At 43.0% G+C, this 22,766-nt stretch carries 17 protein-coding genes; 2 read left to right on the top strand and 15 right to left on the bottom strand.

All coding sequences use genetic code 11. The features are described 5' to 3' along the window. Nucleotides 1-54 precede the first annotated feature (54 nt). On the bottom strand, nucleotides 55-324 hold the full coding sequence (locus tag B6K83_RS06750) for an acylphosphatase (protein WP_085284187.1): 270 nt from the start codon (nucleotides 322-324) through the stop codon (nucleotides 55-57). 157 nt (nucleotides 325-481) lie between these two features. On the opposite strand from B6K83_RS06750, the gene B6K83_RS06745 reads away from it, so the two are divergent. Next, nucleotides 482-1,672, top strand: coding sequence for a class I SAM-dependent methyltransferase (locus B6K83_RS06745; RefSeq protein WP_085284186.1), 1,191 nt, complete (start codon nucleotides 482-484; stop codon nucleotides 1,670-1,672). 47 nt (nucleotides 1,673-1,719) lie between these two features. On the opposite strand, the gene B6K83_RS06740 is transcribed toward B6K83_RS06745, so the two are convergent. From B6K83_RS06740 to B6K83_RS06710, 6 genes are all read right to left on the bottom strand, one after another. Beyond that, nucleotides 1,720-2,019, bottom strand: coding sequence for a PilZ domain-containing protein (locus tag B6K83_RS06740; RefSeq protein ID WP_085284185.1), 300 nt, complete (start codon nucleotides 2,017-2,019; stop codon nucleotides 1,720-1,722). Nucleotides 2,020-2,099: 80 nt separating this feature from the next. Next, nucleotides 2,100-6,089, bottom strand: a complete 3,990-nt coding sequence (hrpA, locus tag B6K83_RS06735; protein ID WP_085284325.1) for an ATP-dependent RNA helicase HrpA — start codon at nucleotides 6,087-6,089, stop codon at nucleotides 2,100-2,102. A gap of 657 nt (nucleotides 6,090-6,746) precedes the next feature. After that, entirely contained in the window at nucleotides 6,747-7,163 is a 417-nt protein-coding gene (locus B6K83_RS06725; protein ID WP_085284183.1) for a CBS domain-containing protein, read from the bottom strand. A 126-nt stretch (nucleotides 7,164-7,289) separates the two neighbouring features. Beyond that, nucleotides 7,290-8,087, bottom strand: coding sequence for a hypothetical protein (locus tag B6K83_RS06720; protein WP_085284182.1), 798 nt, complete (start codon nucleotides 8,085-8,087; stop codon nucleotides 7,290-7,292). Nucleotides 8,088-8,164: 77 nt separating this feature from the next. Beyond that, nucleotides 8,165-8,683, bottom strand: a complete 519-nt coding sequence (locus tag B6K83_RS06715) for a CreA family protein (RefSeq protein ID WP_233143840.1) — start codon at nucleotides 8,681-8,683, stop codon at nucleotides 8,165-8,167. Next, a complete protein-coding gene (locus tag B6K83_RS06710; RefSeq protein ID WP_085284181.1) occupies nucleotides 8,673-9,719 on the bottom strand; it encodes an isoaspartyl peptidase/L-asparaginase family protein in 1,047 nt (348 codons plus the stop codon). Before B6K83_RS06710 ends, B6K83_RS06715 begins: the two co-directional genes overlap by 11 nt. 234 nt (nucleotides 9,720-9,953) lie before the next feature. Between B6K83_RS06710 and B6K83_RS06705 the strand changes: the two genes are divergently transcribed. Continuing rightward, nucleotides 9,954-10,763, top strand: a complete 810-nt coding sequence (locus B6K83_RS06705; RefSeq protein WP_085284180.1) for a crotonase/enoyl-CoA hydratase family protein — start codon at nucleotides 9,954-9,956, stop codon at nucleotides 10,761-10,763. A 16-nt stretch (nucleotides 10,764-10,779) separates the two neighbouring features. Here B6K83_RS06705 and B6K83_RS06700 read toward each other — a convergent pair whose 3' ends face one another. From B6K83_RS06700 to recC, 8 genes are all read right to left on the bottom strand, one after another. Further along, entirely contained in the window at nucleotides 10,780-11,307 is a 528-nt protein-coding gene (locus tag B6K83_RS06700) for an AAA family ATPase (RefSeq protein ID WP_085284179.1), read from the bottom strand. 46 nt (nucleotides 11,308-11,353) lie between these two features. Then, complete coding sequence (locus tag B6K83_RS06695; RefSeq protein WP_085284178.1) at nucleotides 11,354-11,566, bottom strand: DUF2986 domain-containing protein; 213 nt, start codon at nucleotides 11,564-11,566, stop codon at nucleotides 11,354-11,356. 164 nt (nucleotides 11,567-11,730) lie between these two features. Next, the gene (locus B6K83_RS06690) at nucleotides 11,731-11,991 is read right to left on the bottom strand and encodes a DUF5062 family protein (RefSeq protein WP_085284177.1); all 261 of its coding nucleotides are present in this window, start codon (nucleotides 11,989-11,991) and stop codon (nucleotides 11,731-11,733) included. 67 nt (nucleotides 11,992-12,058) lie between these two features. Beyond that, nucleotides 12,059-12,448: a VOC family protein gene (locus B6K83_RS06685; protein WP_085284176.1), complete on the bottom strand. Its 390-nt coding sequence runs from the start codon at nucleotides 12,446-12,448 to the stop codon at nucleotides 12,059-12,061. A 28-nt stretch (nucleotides 12,449-12,476) separates the two neighbouring features. Next, a complete protein-coding gene (locus B6K83_RS06680; RefSeq protein WP_085284175.1) occupies nucleotides 12,477-13,037 on the bottom strand; it encodes a DUF3087 domain-containing protein in 561 nt (186 codons plus the stop codon). 51 nt (nucleotides 13,038-13,088) lie between these two features. Beyond that, nucleotides 13,089-15,155, bottom strand: a complete 2,067-nt coding sequence (recD, locus tag B6K83_RS06675; RefSeq protein ID WP_085284174.1) for an exodeoxyribonuclease V subunit alpha — start codon at nucleotides 15,153-15,155, stop codon at nucleotides 13,089-13,091. Then, entirely contained in the window at nucleotides 15,148-18,729 is a 3,582-nt protein-coding gene (recB, locus tag B6K83_RS06670) for an exodeoxyribonuclease V subunit beta (protein ID WP_085284173.1), read from the bottom strand. Before recB ends, recD begins: the two co-directional genes overlap by 8 nt. Next, complete coding sequence (gene recC / locus B6K83_RS06665; RefSeq protein ID WP_085284172.1) at nucleotides 18,726-22,475, bottom strand: exodeoxyribonuclease V subunit gamma; 3,750 nt, start codon at nucleotides 22,473-22,475, stop codon at nucleotides 18,726-18,728. The genes recB and recC overlap by 4 nt, the downstream gene beginning before the upstream one ends. Nucleotides 22,476-22,766 lie beyond the last annotated feature (291 nt).

Below are 22,766 nucleotides of genomic sequence, written 5' to 3'. Positions count from 1 at the left end.
TAAAGGTTTCGACTTTATTTTGCCTGAACCTGCCCTTAAACCCAATGCTTTAAATCAGTTGATGGCAAAAAAGTGATGCTCTTGCCATGGCACTTGCTCCACGTCAACTTGGCTAACTTCGGCTTGCGGTGGTCCGTGTTGAAGCCAGTTAAGCATTTTGTCGATATTTTCTTGTGTACCGCACATCAGGACTTCAACATCACCATTGGGTAAATTACGCGCATAACCGCTAAGTCCGTATTCTATTGCCATTTGTTGGCTAGAGGCGCGAAAATAAACGCCCTGCACTTTACCTTGCACCTGTGCTATGTAGCTAACATTCATCTCATTCACCTTAGCAAAAGCCGTTTACTTTTATTATTTGGCATTCTCATTGGCAAGCTGCGCCTAAAATGAAAAATAGTTAAAATTGAACATTGCACCTCAGCCAAGCTTTGACTAAACTCGCGCAATTCTTATTGTTAAATACAAGTATAGCCATATGTCAGCAAGAATTTATTTAAAAGTTGCTCGTGAGAAATCATTACGTAGAAAACACCCTTGGATTTTTTCTCAAGCTATCAATAAAATTAAAGGAAAGCCCTTATTGGGTGAAACGGTCGATATCTTTGATAGTAAAGGCAATTGGCTCGCTAAGGGCGCATACTCACCTGAATCACAAATTAGTATTCGCGTTTGGAGTTATGATGTTGATGAAAATATTGATCATGACTTTTTTCGCAAAAAACTGCTCAGCGCCCAGCAAAGACGCGATTGGTTTATTGCGCAAGGTAAATTAACCGGCTATCGTCTAATCGCTGGTGAATCAGATGGCTTACCCGGTATTACCATAGATAAATATGACAATTTTATTGTCTGTCAGTTACTCAGTGCTGGTGCTGATTTTCACCGTTACACCTTAGTTAATTGCCTTAAAGAGCTCTATCCTAATTGTCATATTTATGAACGTTCTGACGTTGATGTGCGTAAAAAAGAAGGCTTAACACCCGTAACAGGTTGGTTAACCGAGCCACAAGCGTCGACCGAGTGCATTATTGAAGAGCATGGCATTAAAATTCATGTTGATGTGGCTCAAGGTCATAAAACCGGCTTTTATTTAGATCAGCGAGACTCGCGCCTTGCCGCAGGCAAATATGCCAACAATAAAAGCGTACTAAATTGTTTTTCGTATACCGGCACCTTTGCCTTACATTGTGCGGCAAATGGCGCAAAAGAAGTGATAAATGTTGATGTATCTGACACGGCTTTAGCACTAGCTAAGCAAAACGTTGAACTAAACCAGTTAACAGATAAAAATATCGAGTTTATTAAAGCAGACGTATTCAAACTGTTACGCCAATACCGTGATGAAAAGCGCACGTTTGATATGATCATTCTCGACCCGCCAAAATTTGTCGAGTCAAAGGCGCAGTTAACCGGTGCTTGTCGTGGCTATAAAGATATTAATATGCTCGCTATGCAACTACTTAAACCCAATGGCACCTTGTTGACCTTTTCTTGTTCTGGCTTAATGGAGAGTAACTTATTCCAAAAAGTGGTGGCAGATGCGGCACTAGACGCGCAAAGAAATGTCTACTTCGTTGATCGCTTACATCAAGCTGCCGATCACCCAGTGGCGTCTTATTATCCTGAAGGTTACTACCTCAAAGGATTAGTTTGCCAAGTAGAATAACACTATCTAGTCGTAGCGAATGCCATGGTTCGCTACGACTATCGCTTTTAATCTATCTCTGAAATGTTAATACCAATCAGATAGCAGTTACTACTCTCTTCTTTAACACGAACCACTTTACCTTTTACGTCCAGCGGCTGAACGGCGCTATTAGCCGACTGAACACTAATGTGCACCGCAGTGTTCATCTCTAACGGATGCTCCATCTCAATTGCAATTCCAGTAGCACTTAAATCTCGACAGGTGGCTGTAATTTTACTATTAGCTTCGTCGTCAATAATGGTCACAGTAACTTCACTGTTTAACATCATGCGATAAAAGTTGCGTTTATCATCGTAATTAACCATTGCTACTCCAGAGTGTTTTTATAATTATCCTCTTTTACTTATACTCACCGTAACCCATGCTGTCAAATCATTGTCTGTGTTCAACTGTTTTCTTTTAAATAATTCAGTATGCGCTTGGCTGAAATTGGATACGGTGTTTTTAAGTTTTGGGCAAAAAGTGATACCCGTAGCTCTTCTATCATCCAGTAACCTTGTGCCAAAGCATCAGCAAGCGGTTGCCCTTTTGGCTGTTGCGAAACCGCCTTATCTAATGCTGTTTGTACTTTTTCTAGCTCTAACATTTTCAGGCGATCTTGGTTTGGATCAATATTGAGTTTTTCTAAACGTCGTTGTATCGCTGTTAAATAACGCGCTATATCATCTAGGCGTTGATAACCTGCCTTGGTAATAAAGCCTTTAAAAACTAACGCCTCTAATTGGCTTTTTATATCACCATAAGATTGCACAACTTGAAGCGACATTTTACCTTTCATTTTTTTCTGAATCTGGTGTGTTAAACTCAACACCCGTTCAACTTTTATCGCCGCATTCAACACACAATCGGCAATTTCTGCTCGCACGTGTTCTTTACAAGCATTAAACTCTGCTTCAGTGCGTGGCAATTCGCCATAGTCCTTAACTAAAAACTGACATCCAGCCACAATACAATCTGCTAATAAATCACTAATTGAACCAAAGGGATTAAAATATAAACCTAACTTTGCTTTATTGGGCAGCTTTTCTTGCAAGTATTTTAGCGGCGACGGAATATTCAATAATATTAAGCGACTGACGCCATCTAACATGGCTTGCTGCGCTAAACTTTCATGTTCGAAAAGCTCAATTGCCACCGATTTATTTTTATCCACTAGTGCAGGGAATGCTTTTATGGTGATATTCGCGACTTTTTTCTCATAACTTTTTGGTAAATGCGCAAAGTCCCACTGAGCAATATTGCTGCGCTCAATGCCTTTATCGGCAACCTTTTTAATTGATGCTTGTACTTTGCCTTGTAAACTGTCTTTTAAAGCATCAAGATCACGACCATGCTTGAGTAATTTGCCTTGCTCGTTAACAACTTTAAAATTCATTCTAAGATGCGGTACTAACTCAACCCCTTGCCAAACATCATCAGGCAAGCGTACGCCAGTCATGCGCAATAATTGCTTGGCCAGTGCTAAGGTAAGAGGCTCCTCAGTGTTTGGCAAGGCCGCTAAACAGGCTTGGGCATAGTTAGGTGCGGGGACAAAATTGCGCCGTAACGACTTAGGTAAACCGCGAATTAAAGCGGTGATCAGCTCCAATCTTAATGCCGGAATCAACCAATCAAAGCCAAGATTGTCGATTTGATTTAAAATGCCAACGGGGATCATAACACTGATACCATCATCGACATCACCGGGGCTAAAATGATAACTCAGTGGCAAGGTTAAACTGCCCTGCTGCCAAGTTTCAGGGTATTCATTAGCCGATAACATCACCGCGCTTTCTTTTAATAAAAACGCTTTGCTAAAGTTTAAGTACTTGCCGTTGCTTTGTTTTTGCTTTTTCCACCATGCCAAAAAGCTGCGCTGACATATGACATTTGAGGGAAGTTTTTCACTATAGAAATCAACCAGCTGCTGCTCTTCAATCAAAAAATCTTTACGGCGCGCTTTTTGCTCTAGCGCTTCAATTTCGTCCACTAGTTGGCGATTAGTATTTAAGAAAGCTTCTTTTATGGTGCTGTCGCCATTAACCAGTGCTTCACGAATAAAAATATCGCGGCATGTCTCGGGCTCAATTTTATTAAAGTTAACCTTACGCTTACTGACAATGACTAACCCATAAAGTGAGACTTGCTCAAAGGCCATAACCGCCCCTTGCTTTTTCTCCCAATGTGGCTCGCTGTAAGTGTGTTTAAGCAGGTGTGGCGCAAGTTGCTCTAGCCAATGGGGCTCAATTTTTGCGGCCATACGGGCAAATAAGCGACTGGTTTCTACAAGCTCGGCTGCCATTAGCCATTTGGGTGATTTTTTGGCTAACGCGGAGCCTGGAAAAACAAAAAACTTACTGCCGCGCGCACCTTTATATTCGCGGTTTTCTTCAAGCTGACCAATATGACTTAACAAGCCCGACAATATCGCTTGATGCACAATATCTAGCTTGGGGTTTGCTTGCTTAGGGTCTTTATCTTCAGTGAAGTCTAGTTCAACTCGGCTCATGGGAATTTTCAATTCTCGTAGTGCATGCGTTAGTTGGCTATATATATCTTGCCACTCACGAATACGCACATAAGACAAAAACTCTTTCTGACATAACCGGCGAAACTGATTATTGCTAAGCTGCTTTTGCTGCTGTTCAATATAAGCCCATAGTGACAATAAACTTATAAAATCGGACTGCTTGTTTTTAAAGCGACTGTGTTTTTCATCTGCTGCTTGCTGTTTTTCGTGTGGCCGCTCACGCGGATCTTGAATACTTAACGCGCTAACGATTATCATTACCTGCTCTATACAGCCTAAATCCACGGCGGTTAAGATCATTTTTGCCAAGCGTGGGTCTACCGGAAACTTTGCCAACGACCGACCAATAGCCGTTAACCTAACACCTTTGCTACTGGCATCTATAGCCGCTAACTCTTCTAATAGCCGCACTCCGTCATTGATATTGCGATTATCTGGGGCTTGTACAAAAGGAAAATTGGCAATCTCACCTAAATCTAACGCCAGCATTTGCAATATAACGGTGGCTAAATTGGTGCGCAATATTTCCGGATCGGTAAACTCTGGACGATTTAAAAAGTCTTCTTCTGAATACAGGCGAATACAAACCCCCGATGATACCCGGCCACATCGTCCAGCACGCTGATTAGCACTGGCTTGTGAAATTGGCTCAATTGGCAGCCGTTGTACTTTTGTGCGGTAGCTATAGCGGGAGATCCTTGCCGTACCTGGGTCAATGACATATTTAATGCCAGGCACAGTTAAACTCGTTTCGGCGACGTTTGTTGCTAAAACGATATTACGACCACTGTGAGGCTTAAAAATTAAGTTTTGCTCTGCTATGGTTAAGCGTGAATATAAGGGCAAAATATTGCTATGGCGCAAATTGGCTTTTTCTAGTGCTCGTGCGGTATCTCGAATTTCTCGCTCACCATTGAGGAATACCAAAATATCTCCCTGACTGTCAGCACTTAACTCATCTACCGCATTAAGAATACCCGTAATAACATCGTTTTCGTTGTCATTGCTATCACTTGACTCATGCAGCGGTCGATAGCGCATCTCAACCGGATAAGTGCGCCCTGACACGCTTATCATAGGTGCTAGCTCACCACGCTCATTGGCAAAGTGTTTGGCAAATTTTTCTGGGTCTATGGTCGCAGAGGTAATAATGACTTTTAAATCTGGCCGTCTTGGCAATATTTGCCGTAAATAGCCGAGAATAAAGTCAATATTCAAACTACGCTCATGGGCTTCATCAATAATTAGGGTATCGTATTGGCGCAATAAGCGATCTTTTTGCATTTCAGCCAATAAAATTCCGTCCGTCATTAGCTTAATATAGCTTTGCTCACTGACGTGGTCATTAAATCGCACTTTATAGCCCACGGTCGCGCCTAACTTAGTTCCTAACTCATCAGCGATACGATTGGCAACGGTTCTTGCAGCAATGCGGCGCGGTTGTGTATGACCTATCAAGCCATCTACACCGCGACCAAGCTGTAAGCAAATTTTGGGAATTTGTGTGGTTTTTCCCGAGCCAGTTTCACCGGCAATAATCACCACCTGGTTTTCACTTATCGCCTTAGCAATTACCTCAACATTGTCTGAAACAGGCAGACCTTCTGGAAAGTTTATGCTTGGGATATTGGCTAAGCGCCATTGTTTATTGGCGATTGATTGTTCAATGGCATGAGCAATTTGTTGCAACGCTTTTGCCTGTTTTGTGGCATTCGCTATCTTTTTCACGCCTAATAAGCGTTTTCTCAAGCGCGCTTTATCTGATTGCTTAACCTGTGTTAACAGCGAAAATAACGCATTAATGTTTAAGCTTTCTTGATCAGACTGAGGTTGTTGTTTAGGCGTAACAGGATTTTCAGGAGAGATTTTAGACAAAACGAACTCAAAGCAATAGTAACAAAAGCCTAAGTTTAGCAGTTATATGACGGCAAATGAATATATAAGCAGGAATGCGTTAAGCTCAATTAACACTTTAACTTGAGCTTTAGGCTAGGGTCTGTTGATCTTTTAAGATGACTTTTACAGCGACTTGGTTGGGATTTAGACAAGACAGAAGCTGTGACGTGTAGCTAGCTACACGAACAGCTGATAACGTGGTATAAATTTCAAACAAGTGCTGCCTTTAGGTGCATTTAAAACAAATTTACGCTTTGTTGCTCGCTTTTTAAATAACGTAACTATTATGCAAAGCTCGCGTTGCCATTAAATCCGTTTTAAATTGCATAAATTTTAACTCTGAAAATTCAACAGAGCCAAGGGTCTGTTGATCTTTTAAGATGACTTTTACAGCGACTTGGTTGGCATTTAGACAAGGCAGAAGCTGTGACGTGTAGCTAGCTACACAAACAGCTGATAACGTGGTATAAATTTCAAACAAGTGCTGCCTTTAGGTGCATTTAAAACAAATTTACGCTTTGTTGCTCGCTTTTTAAATAACGTAACTATTATGCAAAGCTCGCGTTGCCATTAAACCCGTTTTAAATTGCATAAATTTTAACTCTGAAAGTTCAACAGACCCTTATTTTATTTCCCTTTAAAGCCTGAGCGCAAATGCAAGTCGATGGCGCGCAAGACATCATTACGACAGATTGTTCCCACCAGATTACCGCCGTCATCAACAACTGGGTAAACTTTCGGCTTGTTTTTCAGCATTTGTTGGCCAAGTTCGATAATACTGTCGTAGGGCTTTACGGTTAAAACCTCTTTGCGCATTAAGTCGTTAACATCAGCAATGTGCTCATTATAATAAATGGTCTCAATCATTTTTGCTAACACATCACTTTCTGATAAAAAGCCAATCAAACGGTTACTTTGGTCGATAACAGGGCCACCTATTTGTTTGGTTTTTAAAAACCGTAACGCCGCTTCTTCTACGACCATTTCTGGCGTAAAGGTCACGGGGTAGTGGTCCATATAATCTTGTACTTGCAATGATTCCATAGTGGCTCCTTAAAAAAGTATCGTGTTTTTTACTTTGCTCAGCGTCGAATTATTTTTCTATCTATCATTAACTGTAGACTCTTTTGCAAATAAATCATCTATTTATAAAAATATTATTGATTTATTCTACTGGCTAATTTTATCCCCTAAACAGGCTAATAATGCCGGTTGCGCACTCGATACTAGCGCTTGTTCAATACTTTTATAAGCGCGAGTAAAGTCTTTTTGCAAATGCTTTTTTAAATGCCCTTTAACCGCTGATATTGGCTGCTGTTTTAAGACACAAAATAACGCTAAACAATAGAGTGTTTCTGGCTCAGTTAAGGCACTTTGGCGATTTAAGTTGGCGTTATTACAGCCACCGCATCCACCACGAAACTGATAAGCCGTATTAGCAAATATCACCCCAAACCCCATAAAACATGCCACCAGATCTATGGTTTGTGGTAAATAGTCTTTGCCACCAGGGGGCAGCGCTTGGTTAGCTAGCACTAAAATGCGTGCCAGTGCTTGGCTAATGGCGGCAATTAAGTCTTGCGGTTGGTTTACTTGCAGCGGCGAATAGCCCAGCATGATGGCAGCTTTATCTTCTGCTAGACCAATGTCGGCTCGCTCACCACGAAGCACCTGACCTAGCTTTAAATCACTAATACGGGTACTCGAAGTCGGTTGTGTTGATGACAATGCTATCGGCCAGTGTTGCATGCCGGCATATTGCTTGGTATTAACAAACATAGCTTGCGCCATTTCATCAACACTACTTACCTTGCCAGGATAAAATTCGTTGCTGGGTAAAATCAAACGGGTTTCGGTTTGAAACACGGCTATATCAAAGTGCTCTATTGCCCAAGCAAAGGTATCGAAAATCCAATTTTGGGTGTTGGGGTCAATAATCGCTTTGCTGCTAAATAATCTTGCTAACATAATTTTTTACATAGTTTCTTACATAGATTTTTATCATTACTTTCTCATCTTTCCTTTATCATTCTGAGCCTACTTATTTAGTCGCTTGGTTGTTGCGCCAACGCCCATTGCCAAGCATGGGTGTTGTAAAGCGGCACAGTTGATAAAGCGTGATGATGGCTACCCGATGACTCTTTGGTTGAATAGGACAAATAGATCAAGGTTTTATTTTCTGCATCATAAATACGCCTGACTTTTAAGTTTTTCAATAAAATACTTTTCGACTCTTTAAAGATCACTTCGCCATTTTTAGAGCGATCAATTTGCGCTAACGCCTGGGCGGTAATTTCGCCGGTTTGGCGACAGGCAATACTCATATCAGAGGGATCAGAAAAGTCTAAGTCGGCCTCTACATGACTTATATGGCATGTGACACCACTAATGATCGGATCTTGCTGTGCTTTGATCACCACATCTTTGGTGGTAAATAAACCCAAGCTCACTTTGCCAACATCATCCGAGCAAGCGCTAAGCGCCAATAATAGCGCCACGCCTACGCCGCTTGTTAGCCACTTTGTTGCTGCCTTTTTATCGCAAATACCGTGCTTAATCATCATTAAATATCCCGACAAATTCCTCACCGTTTGACGATTTACTGGCCCGGTACATGCCCGTACTGTTAAATGGCATACTAATGTTACCCAAAGGGTCGATAGCGATTACACCACCCGAGCCACCAGCAGCGACTAAAACATCATTAACTACTATATCTGCTGCCTTGGCAAGACTAATACCTTGATATTGCACCCGTGCACAAATATCGGCGGCAACATGATAACGAATAAAGTACTCGCCGTGCCCAGTTGCTGACACCGCACAGCTGGCATTGTTAGCATAGGTGCCTGCTCCAATAATAGGCGCATCACCAATGCGACCATAACGCTTTGCTGTCATGCCACCCGTACTCGTACCAGCGCTAAGGTTACCTGATTTATCTAGCGCGACAGCGCCAACCGTACCATATTTGTATTGCTTGCCAAGGGTTTGATGGGCCGCTTGAAAGTCTTTCAACTCGCGCTCTTTATCGGCTAGCTGTTTCTTAGCTTTTAATAAGGATTGATACCTAGCATCGGTATTAAAGTAGCTATTGCTCACCATGGGTAAGCCTTGTTGTCGCGCAAACGTTTCTGCGCCCGCGCCACTTAGCATCACATGCACAGAGTTTTCCATTACCGCTTGGGCGAGTGCAATGGGGCTTTTTACTGTTTTCACGCCCGATACTGCGCCAGCATTTAAGGTTTTACCATTCATTATAGAGGCATCAAGCTCATGCTCACCCTCAAAGGTGTACACCGCGCCTTTACCGGCATTAAACAAGGGGGATTCTTCTAATATTTGAATTGCGGCAATGACAGCACTTTGACTAGACTTTCCTGAAGCCAACATAGCATATCCGGTATCGCGGGCTTGTTTCAGCTTAGCTTCGTACGCCTCGCGTTTGGCTGGGCTCATTTTACTGCGGTTAATGGTGCCAGCGCCACCGTGAATGGCAATAGCAAACGCCTTTTCAGGCTCAGCTTGTGCGCTATTAATGCTCATTAACTCGACACTTGCTAAGGTAAGTAAGGTCGAAATAAGTAATTTATTTTTCATCTGCGATCGCTTTAAATTATTGCTTTGTAAAAAGTATACTGACAATGCGCCATTAATTCTCGGTAATTATGACAATTCGCTAAAATTTATTCTCACGTCTAGCCGTGCACCGTTTTCAGTTAGCATTTGACCTTGCTATGGACATCAATATCGACTTTCGCTATGGTACTGGTCATACCATTAAACAATATAATATTACCGCGATCGTAAGATCACTGATAATCCGAGAAGCCCATGACAGCGCCACGAGTTACTGTAGAGATCATCAACCAAATCGCCCATGTAAAACTTAATCGGGCAGATAAACTAAACGCGTTAGACATGGCCATGTTTTTAGCGATTTCACGCACCATTAAGAAGTTAAGAAAAAACCGAAAAATTCGCGCTGTTATCGTGTCTGGCAATGGTAGCGACTTTTGCTCAGGGTTAGACGTTAACGCCATAATGAAATCGCCCATGAGCATGTTACGGCTGTTATTTAAAGCATTACCTTGGCGCGCAAATTTAGCGCAAATAGTTTCAACGGGTTGGCAAAGCATTCCTGTGCCAGTAATTTGTGCAATTCAAGGACGTTGTTGGGGTGGTGGCTTACAAATTGCGTTAGGGGCTGACTTTAGGTTTGCCACCCCTGATAGCTCATTGTCAATTATGGAAGGAAAGTGGGGCTTGATCCCAGATATGGGCGGCACCATTGCTCTGCGAGAATTAATGGCTATTGATCAAGCAAAAAAACTTGCCATGAGCGCTGAAACCTTTAACGGTGAACAAGCGTTAGCATTAAATGTTGTGACACACGTCACACCAAGCCCACTTGCAGAGGCGCAAGCATGGGCAGAGGCGTTATTAAAACAATCGCCAGACGCACTTGCCGCCAATAAAAAGCTTTATAACAAAAGCTGGCATGGTAGCCAAGGTTGGGCGCTTTTTCGTGAGTCGTATTATCAAATCAGAATTTTAATGGGTAAAAACCTACGACGTAAAATTTATAACCAAAGCCATGATGCAGCGCAACACAAAGCCTTTGTGCCACGCAAAAAGTGGTGAGCATAGTGGTTTATAGTCAGCGCACGAAATTCATGCTTGCTTGATTATCCGTTAGCTGATGCTTGTGACCGCTAAACTGCGCATAAAGTTGTTGATGGGCGGCTTTTGAAAAACTATCGCTTCGGGTGTCATATTGTGCGATCCAGTCAATTAACATCGCTAAATTTGCATCTTGCGCAGCTTTGCTTTTATATTTATGCGGCTCCCACGGCCGCTTTTTCGCGTTGGCAATGCAAAGCTCAAGAGGTATGTTTAAAAATAACACTTCATTGGCAAAAGCAAGGGTGTGGCTAAGTAAATCACTGTAACAACCTTCGATTACCCAGACTGTGTGCTGGTCAATAAAATCATTGATTTGTGCCACACTTATCTCAATAGCTTGGCGCTGTGGTGCTGTAGATGCCCCGCTAGCGGCTAACCAAGCCAAGGTGTCTAAATCTAAATGCGCAAGTTGATACCGAGTTGCTAGCTGCTGGGCCAAGGTGGATTTACCTGCCGCCGAGTTACCAAAAATTACTAGCCTTTTTTCTGTTCTTGCTTGCATGGTATTTCACCTTTAACTAGAGCCTGAGTTAAGCGCTAACTTTGGCTTAGTCTTTAACGAGGTCCGTTTGCGCTGCTTGGTTTGCTAAATCAGCTTTGGCTGTCGCAAGGTTGTCAGCATTGTCTTGCGCTTGTTGCACAGCCATAGCGGCACGCTCTGCCTTGGAAATATATTTAGGTTTATTGGACTTTTGCCGTTTGGCATTCATTTTTTTAGCCTTAGCTTTTAAGGTTTGGTTAATTTTCTTTTTTCGATTCATAACTTGCTGTTATTACTCTTGCTAGGTTTATATTTTGCCAACGTTAAGGGCATTTATGCTAGGTGTTGCGTTTTACAATCACCGCCTGTTAAGCCGCGTTACTGCGCCGATAATGTAATAACAGGCCCTAGCTGACCGCTAATAAGACTTAAGGTAACTTCACCCTACTTTAACAATGGGTGATCGGCAGGTAACTGCTTAGCAATCCACAATGCTAATTTATGTTTCATACTGGCTAAGTCTTCATTGTCTTTAGCTAATGGCTGGATCAACTTATCGTTAACCAATAAGCGATATAAGCTTTCAATTTTTTGCTTAGCTGCCGCGGTTGCTGAAAAGCCGGTATAGCCGCGGTTCTTTGCATAACCTTCACCTATCGCGATGGCTTTTTTCAATAGTTCAGCTTCATTTTTTAGCTTCTTCATCGGTAATATTTTATCCTTTAATTAATCATAAGCGCACATCACTGCGCGCTTAGTACTGCAATGATATTTAGTCAGCTGGCGTCATATTCAGGTAAAAACCATTGAGTTTATTACCGTCTAAGTCTCTAAAGTAGCCAGCATAAAAACCGTCCATGTCACCACGCGGACCTGCCGGCCCCTCGCAGCTTGCGCCTAGCTCTAGGGCTTTTTGATAAAACGCATCCACCTCATCAGTTGACGCCAGTTGAATTGCCACCATCACGCCATTGCCAACGCTAGCTGGCTGACCATCAAACGGCTTAGTGATCGCCATGCCCGGTTGTTCGGGTGATTTCGCCCAAGCGACAAATTGTTCTGTTTCTAAAAAGCGCCCTGCGCCAATGCTGGCAAATAATTCATCGTAAAAGGCGACTGCCCGCTCTAAATTATTAGTACCTAAAGTTACATAACCTAACATGAGCTTATCCTCACAAGTTAATTGTCTGTTAGTAATTAGCCAGCAGTGATTTGTCGAACTGGTCTAGGGTTACCGTTACGTTTTTATCTGCTATCTGGCTTGCTAATTCACTGGTATCCTTATTGAGTTTAGACATAGTTAAGGTATTGTCATCTAATAAATAAATTTGTTTTAAGCTGGCATAATAAAAACTTAAAATGATCAAGGCATTGACATCATCATTGCTCGCCGCGGCCTTAATTTTTTTTAGCTTACGATAAATTAAGTTTTGCAGCTGCTTAACTTGCCAAACATAGTAAACCTCGGCAAAAAAATCACTGCTACGCAGCTTATGGAGTGCAAACATACAAGTAAGTAGCGCTAAAATCACCCCTAGCAGATTAAACTTAAAATTACTGCTAGGCGTAGCGGGTTCACCACTGCCGCTGGTTAAGGTCGCATCGCTTACTATGGCATTGTTATCGGCAAACAGCATGATCAAACCTTGACCATAGGCCAAGGCCAACACCAATAAACTGGCAATAAACCCGGCAATGATAATATTGAGATGTTTACGATAGGTAGTTTTATCTATTTCTTTTAACTTCATGTTTCAACTTACTTTTAAAATTTAACGTAAAAACTATCTGGATAAAACGCCCTAATTGACGGTTAAACCCGAATAACGCTTAACTTGCTGGCTAACTCCGCTTTGCCACACCTGCTGGCTACAGGCAATACTTAACTGCTGCTTGGCGCGGGTAATGCCAGTATATAATAATTCTCGTGACAATAAGCTATTGTCTTTTTGCTCGGGTAGCACCATAGCAACATGCTGAAATTCACTACCTTGAGTTTTATGGATGGTCATGGCGTAAACTGTGTCAAATGTCGGTAAACGTGAAGGTAAAATCCATTGTAAACCGCCTTGTGCATTTTCAAACACCGCCATTAAGTGACCTGAGGCGTTACGCCAAAGCAAGCCAATATCACCATTATAAACGCCTAAGCGATAATCATTTTCAGTGATCATAATAGGCTGGCTTGCATACAAACGGCTACTCGCGTTCTGGCCAAAGCGGTTATCCGCAATTACCCCTTGTTCACGCAATAACTCCATCACCATGGCATTGAGACTATCGACTCCTTGCGGACCTTTTCGGGTCGACGATAAAATTCGAAACTTGGCCAATAAGGCAAAGGCATCTTCAACCTGCGCACACTGGCTTAAGTCGTGATAGTACTGAGCAACCAGTGGTGCAAGCCAGTTTTTAATATCACCTGACAGTAAGCTTAATTGCCCGCTTGCCGGTTGAGCATCTTTTGCTAGGCTGCTTTGCTGCAACAATTGCCAGCTCTCGTGGTAGTGTCCGTTGATAACATGTTTTGCTAATTTTCCAATACCACCTTCACCATCAAAGCGGCGACTTTTCTGCAAAAAGGTCACACAATCAGCAGCGCTGTAGTGCTCTTGATGGCTTACACTGTGATCAATAGTTAATTGATGATAACCGGTTACTTGCGCTAAATAATGCTGATTCAACGGGCTATAACCTGGGTGCGGACGTGGCGCTAAATCAGCTAACACACTGCCAACGGCAACCGACGGTAATTGATCGGCATCACCGAGTAAAATGACTTTGCAACTGGCAGGTAAGGCGCGAAAAACGCGGGTCATCATCGGCAAATCAACCATAGAGACTTCATCTATCAAAAGGATATCTACGGCCAATAGATTATCTTGATGGTGACGAAAATTCACTTGCCCTGGAATAACTCCGAGCAAGCGATGTAGGGTTTGCGCTTGTTCTGGAATTAAGTCCAACACCTGATCCGCTATACTGCCACGAAAGCCTTGTACCGCATTACTGATAGATTCAGATAAACGCTGAGCTGCTTTGCCGGTTGGCGCCACTAAGGCGATACGCGGTGCAACCTGCTCAGCAACGCTATGATTATCTAAGCACTTTTGCAGCTGGTTCAGCATAATAAGTGCGGCCAGTAATTTGGTAACAGTATAAGTTTTGCCTGTCCCTGGCCCGCCAGCAATAATGGCAAAGTCTTTATTCAAAGCATTGGCAACCGCAACGGCTTGCCAGTCTATATCGCACTCGCGTGAATCACTTTCACTGGCTAACGTTGGAAATAGTGTCGCTATAATAGCGCTAATTTCTGTTAAACCAACGGTACTGGCTTGTTCACTATTGCGTTGCGGCGCTGAGGTCAAGGTTCGCGCCTGTAGCACCTGCTTTAGCTCTTGTTCAAATTGGTAATAGCGACGTAAATAGAGTCGCCCGTGACTCAATACTATGGGTTGTTGCTGCCTGGCCTCGAGCGGCAACTGTGCCAATAAGTTCGTTAAGCGCTTAACATCGGCAAACTCAAAACCATTCGCCGCTAACGGCGCGGTAGCGTCTGTTGTACTATCGACAAAATAGCGTTTACCTGCTACCGCAGTAATGGGTAAACAGCTATGACCATCGCGTAAGCTAACACTTAAGGCGATTAACAAATGCAGCCATTGATGCGCGGCGCTGCTATCATACTCAGCGCTAGCTTTGCATTTTGCAAAACTTAAGCACTGGCTAAGCTCTTTGGCGAAAAAATAATCAACCGCCTGTAAACCTGCTAAATGCTGAGCGGCGTGCGCAAATGAGCGATAGCACTCAGCGCCTTGATCTAACTTGGTATTTTTTACTTTTGCGTTATTGACGGTAACTTCAGCCATCGACGGTTTCTCCTGCAAAAATAGCATCAAGCTTAGCTAACTCTGCCAAGGTTATTGCGCGCGCATAAACGCCGCAGCCGCTATGTTGTGGTTGTGCGCTCATGCCGCGTAAATACAAATAATAAATCCCGCCAAAATGCTTTTCGGGGCAATAATCCGTTAAGGCATATTGTAAATGTCGATGCAGTGCCAAGGCATAAATCAGGTACTGTAAATCGTAATGGTTTTTCTCAATATTTAACCGCATTGCCGCCTTATTGTAGTCTTGATAATCATCACCTAAATGACTGGATTTATAATCACAAACGTAATATTTACCATCTGCTTGAAATATCAGATCAATAAAGCCATGCATCATACCCTTAAGTTGTTGATAAGAAGGTAAGTGTACGCGATGACCTTGGTTACCCCCTTGCCTGGCACTATTACGATGTGCACTCAACAACTGACTTAATTGCCCGCTGCTGGCAGCATTCATAGGATAATAGAACTCTGTTTCGCGCAAGGTATCAGACAACTTAAGTTGCGCTAATGTCAAAGATTTTGTATTGGGAGCGTTAAGTGGCGTTTGTAAAACTTCGGTTAACCATTGCTGTAACTGCGGTTGGCCATTTTCATGGCTCGATAAATTTTCAACACCGTATTTTAGTAAGGGCCAGTGACAGCTTTTTTCCCAGTCGGGAGCCGAAAAATCGGTTTGTTCTAAAATGTCATGTAATAAGTTACCGGTATGGGCGCCTTTGCTTAAAGTAAAGCGAAGTTCACTGCTCGTAGGCATTAAGCCACTCGGCTCAGCGTCATTTTTGCTTAACAGTTCTTGGTTATCACGATCCGGCGCCGAGACACCATTATGACGTAAGTTTTTACTCAAGGCAGAAAATGAGCTTAGCCACCAATCACGCTCTATTTTGCCACTAAAGCGAGCAACTTTTGGCTGCGCAGCTAATCTTGCCGTTTCATTCTTTAACGGCTGCACCTGACATGGTGTTGGCGGCGCATAATCGGTTAACACCGCTAAGCCAATTTCAGTGCTATTATCTTGCGTTAATTGTTGCAGGTTGGTGGCAATATCGGTATCCGCCGTCCATTTTAAGGTTTTACCTAATGGCGACTTGTCAAAGTGATCAAATGCACTAGTGAGTATATAACAGCGTTTTTCTGCGCGCGTTACCGCGACATACAATAAGCGGATAGTTTCCGCATACGCTTCAGCTGCCATACTGGCTTTGGCTTGCTCACTGCCGTCGAGGCTATGCTGCATTACGCCTTGCTGATCATGGTATTCAATGACACTTACTTTTCGTTTGCCAAAGGTTAACGGGTCTTTGTGACGGGTGGCAAAGGGAATAAAGACCACTGGGTACTCCATGCCTTTGGAGCCATGCTGAGTAATAATGCGAATTAAGTTTTCGTCACTTTCTAAACGCAGCTCGGCTTCCACTTCTGGGTTATCTATTTGACTTTGTTGCTCAAACCAAAATAGTAACTCTTGTGGTTGCCGGTGGCGTTGGCTCGCCCCTTGTAGTAATTCAAATAAATGCAATAAGTTGGTTAAAATGCGATCTGTGCTATTTTCACTTGTTTGCTCCTGAGCAACATCAATATGAAAATGTTGATGCATTAACTGCAACGCCATACTAATAAAGCCTTTAAATTGCCATTCATTGCGTAGCTTTTCAAAACTAAACTTTAGCTGCTGCCATTGCTGCTCATCCTGTTGCAATTGCAATAGCTTTTTTGCATCAAAGGCCATTAACGGGCTCGCTAACGCCGCGGTAAATAAGCGCTCATTTTCGAGAAATAAAATACCCTGTAACACTTGTAATAGATGTTTGGTTTCACGGCTTTGCAATAAATTAGCACGATTACTCATAAACACGCTGGCTAAGCCGTATTGATCGAGTGCCTGTTTAATATCTGCAGCTTCAGTACCATCGCGCACCAATAAGGCAATATCGCCACTGCTGATCTTTAGTTCAGGGCTGGTTAATAAGCGCACTATTTCATTAGCACACCAACAGGCCATAGTGCTGCGGTAACTTTGCTTGACACGGCTATCCATAGCCTCAGCATTAAAATGTATAAATTGCAAGGCATGGTATTGACCATCGCTAAAAGCTTTCTGCTCTGCTTTCGGCGACGCTTTAACCGGCAAGTAGGGTATTTGATAACCAAAAACCTCAGTACCCTCTTGGTTTAAGTGGTTGCCGTAAAATAAACGATTATAGCCGGTGATCATGTCAGCACTTGAGCGCCAATTGGTGTCCATCAACCATTGATAATCACAATCATGACGCGCGGCAAGGTATGCAAAGATATCGCCACCACGAAAACCATAAATGGCTTGCTTAGGGTCGCCAATCATATACAGCGCCGCATTTTGCTGGTGATAATAAATCGCTTTTAATATTGAAAACTGTTGCGGGTCGGTATCTTGAAATTCATCAATTAACGCTACTGGAAATTGTGCGTATAGGCTATTGGCTAACGCCTGCTCAGGCTCATGACTTAAGCAATGATTTAAAGTGCTGATCAAATCATCAAAGCCCATGACATTGGCTTGTAACTTTTTGCGCGTGACCTCAGCGCGAATATGATACACACCGTCTCTCACCACCAACAAGGCTTTTGCGCGGTTGAGTTGCTTGTGTAAATTGGCGTGGTGTTTTTTTACCTGATTAACAGCGGTAAAAATCTCGACTAATTCAGCTTTATATTTCGAGCGGCTATAACGCCTGCCATCAATAAACGCTGCCGGCATAGTACCCAACTCGCCTTCAATATCGTTAGCGAGCGCCGTTAGCCAAGTCAACAGTTGCGCTAATTCTTGTTGACGCAAGGCGCGATCTGCAGCTTTTTTAACATCAATTAATGCCGTGGTTAAGAAAGCGTGATTATCTTGTAAACTGGCAATAGCTTGTTGCACTAGGCCTTTAAATTCAATGGTAATATTTTCTGGGTTTGCAACGTGTAGCTGATTATCCGTATTGAGAGCTTTAGAAAATTGACTGATAAAGCTACTTGGCTCAGGCCAAAATTCAGTCACTAAGTTAAAGGCTGAGTTATCATGTTTGCTTTCCAATGCTAAAAGTCGATACCAATCTTGGCACGCTTCTAGGGTAATATCTTGGCTGTCGGTTTCCATTATGGCATTAAAACTAATACCACTGGCAAAGGCATATTGATTTAACACTCGCTTGCAAAAGCCATGGATGGTAAAAATAGCGGCTTCGTCAATATAAAGTAGCGCTTGTCTTAAACGCGCTTTGACTTCGCGCACGCCGATATTTTTAGCACTAAGGTTAGCATTTAAGGTTTTAAAATAATCATCGCTGACAATGAGTTCATCCCAGTGGTGTAAGCTTTCGCGTATAAAGTCATCAATGCGGCCGCGAATTTCTTCGGTGGCGTCTTTGGTGAAGGTCATCACCAGAATTTGTTCTATTGGCAGCTCGCGCTCTAATAAAACCCGTAAGAAAATGCGAGTAATATTATGAGTTTTGCCGGTACCCGCGCTGGCTTCAATCAGGTGTCGACCCTGTAGCGCTATGGTGTTGGCATTTAAGTTATTCATGCTTTAGCTCCCGAGTTAGCGCTTGTTTTAGCCGCTGCTTTGACAGTTTTCAGCGCGGCAAACATAGGTTGATAAATACTGAAAAGCTTAGGTGTTATATCCTGATAATCAGGGCATTGCGGCCAAAAATAGTTGATGTATGGCTCAGCGCCAAACGTTTGAAAACTATTGCTGTCGGTCCAAAATTGTTGCAACTGTGCTTGTTCAAATACTTTGCTTTTTTGTACTTTTTCGGCCAACTCAGCGTTTAGTAATAATGGCTGACCTTGTCCCAAATAAAACATGGCGACAAGGCGCAGTAATTGCCCTTTTGCGTCATCAATATCGGTAAAATAAACCTCGCTGGGTGTTTGGCTTTTGGTGTCAAAGTAATAACCATGGCTCGCGCTAATATCGACAAAAACCTCAGCGCTTTTGGCTTGCGTTTGCGCAACTTGCACCATTAATTGCTGCAAATATAACGAGAATAGGTCTTTCGCTTTAGCACTACTGCTACGATAAAGTACGGCTTTATTGTGCACTAGCGTTAATTTAGTGTGTAGGGTGAGCGTTTTAGGTAGCAAAGGCTTTAACCAAGCTAATTGCTCTGCAGAAAACAGTGTTGTGCCATCTGTTGATGGCTGTGCTAGGTTACTTGACCAAAAGTCGGCAAGATTAAGCGAAACACGACAATCTATTGGTTGTAATGACAATGCGGCATTTTCAGCACCAGGTTGTGCCAACTCACGACGGATAAATTGGCTAAACGTTTCGCTATCTGCCTGCCAACCTGCAATCAAGGCATCGGTACTGGGCAAGTCAGGTAAACTGCCCGCCAGTCGCGCGGTTAGCAAAATATCTTCACAACTTTGACGACTTTGCTCTGGTGCCAAGTAATAGTTGAGCAAGTCTTGACGTAGCAAGTAACTATCGAGTCGATTAGGCACAAATGGCTCAACATCATTAATCAAGGTATCACGACTATCTAAATACAAATTCAGTACTTGTTGCGCGTAATAGCGACTCGGGTGTTGATAAAAACGGATCAGTTCGCTGCTAAGTAGGTTATCTTGCTCTTTAACAGCCGCTTGTTCTTCACGGCTAGCATTAGGGTACTGAGTTTGTGGCTGAGCTTGGCCTTTAATGTCATGGTTTGCCTCACTCTTTCCCGCACGCGCCAAGTTCAACCAGTTCGCATCAAAACTGGCAAACGCTCCGCGATAGTTGTGCTCACTAAAAGCCTGCATCGGTAATTGCCGTACTTGGTTTGCGCTACAAGCCGTTGGCGTTTGATTTAAACCCAATAACGGCCAGCCATAGCCACGCGCAAGGTATTCCATTAATTCTTTTAACACCAGTGACGGCTGACGGTCCTTGTTATTATTAATATTCTTACCTTGGTAACTTAAATACAATGCTTGGCGTGCAGAAATAATGGCTTCTAGAAATAAGTACCTGTCATCACCCCGGCGCGATCTGTCGCCAAGTTTAGCCGCTGTGGTGGTCATTAAGTCAAAACTTAATGGTTGTCTCTGACGGGGAAACTCACCATCGTTTAGTCCTAACACGGCAATAATTTTAAATGGAATACTGCGCATTGGCAGCATAGAGCAAAAGGTGACTTGGCCCACCATAAACTGACGGCCAGGATCTGGTTGACTAAAGTGACTATTTAAAAAGTCGCGTATCACCGCCAAGCTGATGTGCTGACTATAATTCGCGTGTTGGCAATACTCGACTAATGACTCTATGGCACGGCGGATAATGGCCAAGCCGTTATCGTTATCATCGTCAAATAGCTGTGCTAACAACTCAAACAAAAATAACTGCCATTGCTGGGCGCTGCGTGCTTTGGCCATATTCACCGCGCTCAATTGCAACTGCTCAATGATTAACATTAACTTGCCGAGCAACTCACTGTCGCTACCTTCAATGGTTGGCAATAATAGCTGATTTTGATAAATCACGCTGTGATCGGCAAAGGCAAAACCTCGCATTAAACGCGACAAGCCTTGCTGCCAAGTAAAACTATCACTGACATTATCTAACTCGGCCCTTGTCGGATCAACATTGCTAGTTATTGCGCCATGGCTTTGCGCTAATACTTGTTGTTTATGGGCTTGATCTAAGCCCCAATGAACCGCTGCTATATCTAGCCACTGGGTAATTTTTTCAATGTCATCAAGGTTAATGGCAAAGCGAGCTTGCATCGCGGGTAAACGCAGCAAAGCGATTAAACTCGACACTTGAAAGCGACTATCAGGCAAACTTAGCAACTGCGCGAATGCCGCTACCAATGGCTCGGCATCTTTACTCACGCGATCAGCAATTGAGCATGGTAATGGCGGTACTTCATCGCCAATGTCTTGCCAACCACGGGTAAACACCGCATTAACATAAGGCGCATATTGTTCAACTTGTGGGCACATAACCAAGACATCTTTGGGCGTTAAGCTTGGGTCTTGATTAAACTGATGCAACAGCCAGTCGTGTAAACCTTGCACTTCTCGCAAGGCGCTGTGTGCGCTGGTAATAATAATAGAGCCGTCAATTTTTGCTGGCTCTTGCGCGGAGTTTATTTGCTGTTGGCGCGCATCGCTAAGGGATAAAATGTCTTGTTGCACACAGGCTAAAACATTGGCTTGGCTACGCTGGAGTGCATGGTTAGCCTCGGTTGCGGTATCGGTTACTGTACTGCTTGAAGCTGCATTAGCTAAGTCTGATAACGCTGACTCAAAAACCTCGATATTAATGGTACTGTATTGGTACAACAAAGCCATAAACTCTCGGCCTTGTTGGCCTAAGTTTGCTAATAATGGATTACCTACCGGCAAGTTAATGTCCGCTAAATCGCTGGCTTGATCATCTGTATGCTCTTGCGCTGGCGCCGAAAAGTCGGTGCCTTTGAGCCAAGCTTCTATGGCATTTTTTTCCGTGACTACATCGCCCCAATACGCGTAACAAGGGTTTAAATGGAAAAAATGCACATCAATTTTCTGACTAAGTGCATTGATAAATTCTAGCCATAGCGGTGCCATGGCATTGATTCCAAAAAAAGATATCCGTTCGGGTAACGCTTGCACGCTAAGATTTTCACTATGGTGTAAATTTTTGATCGCCAACTCAACCAACTCTTGCGGATCATAAGACTGCTCTTGCACCAATAAATGCCAAAGCTTGCCTTGCCAAATGGCGTTACTTTGTGCAGCTAGCTTTTGATCGGCTTGGTTATCCGTTGTACTCGCAGAGTTCACTTGGTCGTAAGCGTTAAATTCACCTTGATGCCAAGCATGGATCCATTCTGGGCGAAAAATTAAATACTGCTCGTATAAGTCAGCTAACTGACAGGCTAACTGGTATCGCTTTAACTGCTCGGTCTCAGTAAATGCTTGCTCAGTGGCTTGATTTTCTCGCCAATAATCACTGGCAACGTTAAAGCTATCGTCCTTTAGCACCTTGGCGGATGCTAGCAAGGTATCAATACGCCACGTCATTACTTCTCGCGAAAATGGTGATTGCTCAGGTACATCTTGCTCACTGGCTAAACTGCGAATTAAGTGCCATAAAAACTGTGATGGTAAAGCATAGCGCATGTTCATGCTTATACCACGCTGCTTTGCCAATGACATATTTAGCCAATGTTGCATGCCAGCATTTTGCACAATTACAGTATCTTGGGCGAACACAGGAAGTGGAGACAACTGCTGAATTTTATCAAGCAGCACTAATAAATTTTCCATTTTATTAGCAGGATAAAGATAGAACAAAAGCGCGCCTTTTTAGCTATTTTTCTTATGCTTAAATTTAACCACATCAAGTGCTATAAGACTAGGACTGTTGACCTTTCAAGATGACTTTTCCCCTGACTTGCTTGGTATTTAGTCAAGGCAGCGCATGAAAAGTATCGCTAGCTCCGCGAACAGGAGATTACAGCGTATAAATTTCAAACCAGTGCTGCCTTTAGGTGCAATTAAAACGAAGGTAGCCTTTGTTGCTTACTTTTTAATAGATTACTTATTATTCAAAACTCGCGCCGCGATTAACGCTATTTTAAATTG

The organism is Colwellia chukchiensis, from assembly GCF_002104455.1.
GTDB classification, from domain to species: domain Bacteria; phylum Pseudomonadota; class Gammaproteobacteria; order Enterobacterales; family Alteromonadaceae; genus Cognaticolwellia; species Cognaticolwellia chukchiensis.
Note: the sequence above shows the minus strand (reverse complement) of the source record. Positions and strands in the feature narration are given on the sequence as shown.

Excerpts from the sequence above, each read along its gene's own strand:
- B6K83_RS06750 (WP_085284187.1), bottom strand. The coding sequence starts at position 324 with ATGAATGTTAGCTACATAGCACAGGTGCAAGGTAAAGTGCAGGGCGTT.
- B6K83_RS06745 (WP_085284186.1), top strand. The coding sequence starts at position 482 with ATGTCAGCAAGAATTTATTTAAAAGTTGCTCGTGAGAAATCATTACGT.
- B6K83_RS06740 (WP_085284185.1), bottom strand. The coding sequence starts at position 2,019 with ATGGTTAATTACGATGATAAACGCAACTTTTATCGCATGATGTTAAAC.
- B6K83_RS06725 (WP_085284183.1), bottom strand. The coding sequence starts at position 7,163 with ATGGAATCATTGCAAGTACAAGATTATATGGACCACTACCCCGTGACC.
- B6K83_RS06720 (WP_085284182.1), bottom strand. The coding sequence starts at position 8,087 with ATGTTAGCAAGATTATTTAGCAGCAAAGCGATTATTGACCCCAACACC.
- B6K83_RS06715 (WP_233143840.1), bottom strand. The coding sequence starts at position 8,683 with ATGATGATTAAGCACGGTATTTGCGATAAAAAGGCAGCAACAAAGTGG.
- B6K83_RS06710 (WP_085284181.1), bottom strand. The coding sequence starts at position 9,719 with ATGAAAAATAAATTACTTATTTCGACCTTACTTACCTTAGCAAGTGTC.
- B6K83_RS06705 (WP_085284180.1), top strand. The coding sequence starts at position 9,954 with ATGACAGCGCCACGAGTTACTGTAGAGATCATCAACCAAATCGCCCAT.
- B6K83_RS06700 (WP_085284179.1), bottom strand. The coding sequence starts at position 11,307 with ATGCAAGCAAGAACAGAAAAAAGGCTAGTAATTTTTGGTAACTCGGCG.
- B6K83_RS06695 (WP_085284178.1), bottom strand. The coding sequence starts at position 11,566 with ATGAATCGAAAAAAGAAAATTAACCAAACCTTAAAAGCTAAGGCTAAA.
- B6K83_RS06690 (WP_085284177.1), bottom strand. The coding sequence starts at position 11,991 with ATGAAGAAGCTAAAAAATGAAGCTGAACTATTGAAAAAAGCCATCGCG.
- B6K83_RS06685 (WP_085284176.1), bottom strand. The coding sequence starts at position 12,448 with ATGTTAGGTTATGTAACTTTAGGTACTAATAATTTAGAGCGGGCAGTC.
- B6K83_RS06680 (WP_085284175.1), bottom strand. The coding sequence starts at position 13,037 with ATGAAGTTAAAAGAAATAGATAAAACTACCTATCGTAAACATCTCAAT.
- recD (WP_085284174.1), bottom strand. The coding sequence starts at position 15,155 with ATGGCTGAAGTTACCGTCAATAACGCAAAAGTAAAAAATACCAAGTTA.
- recB (WP_085284173.1), bottom strand. The coding sequence starts at position 18,729 with ATGAATAACTTAAATGCCAACACCATAGCGCTACAGGGTCGACACCTG.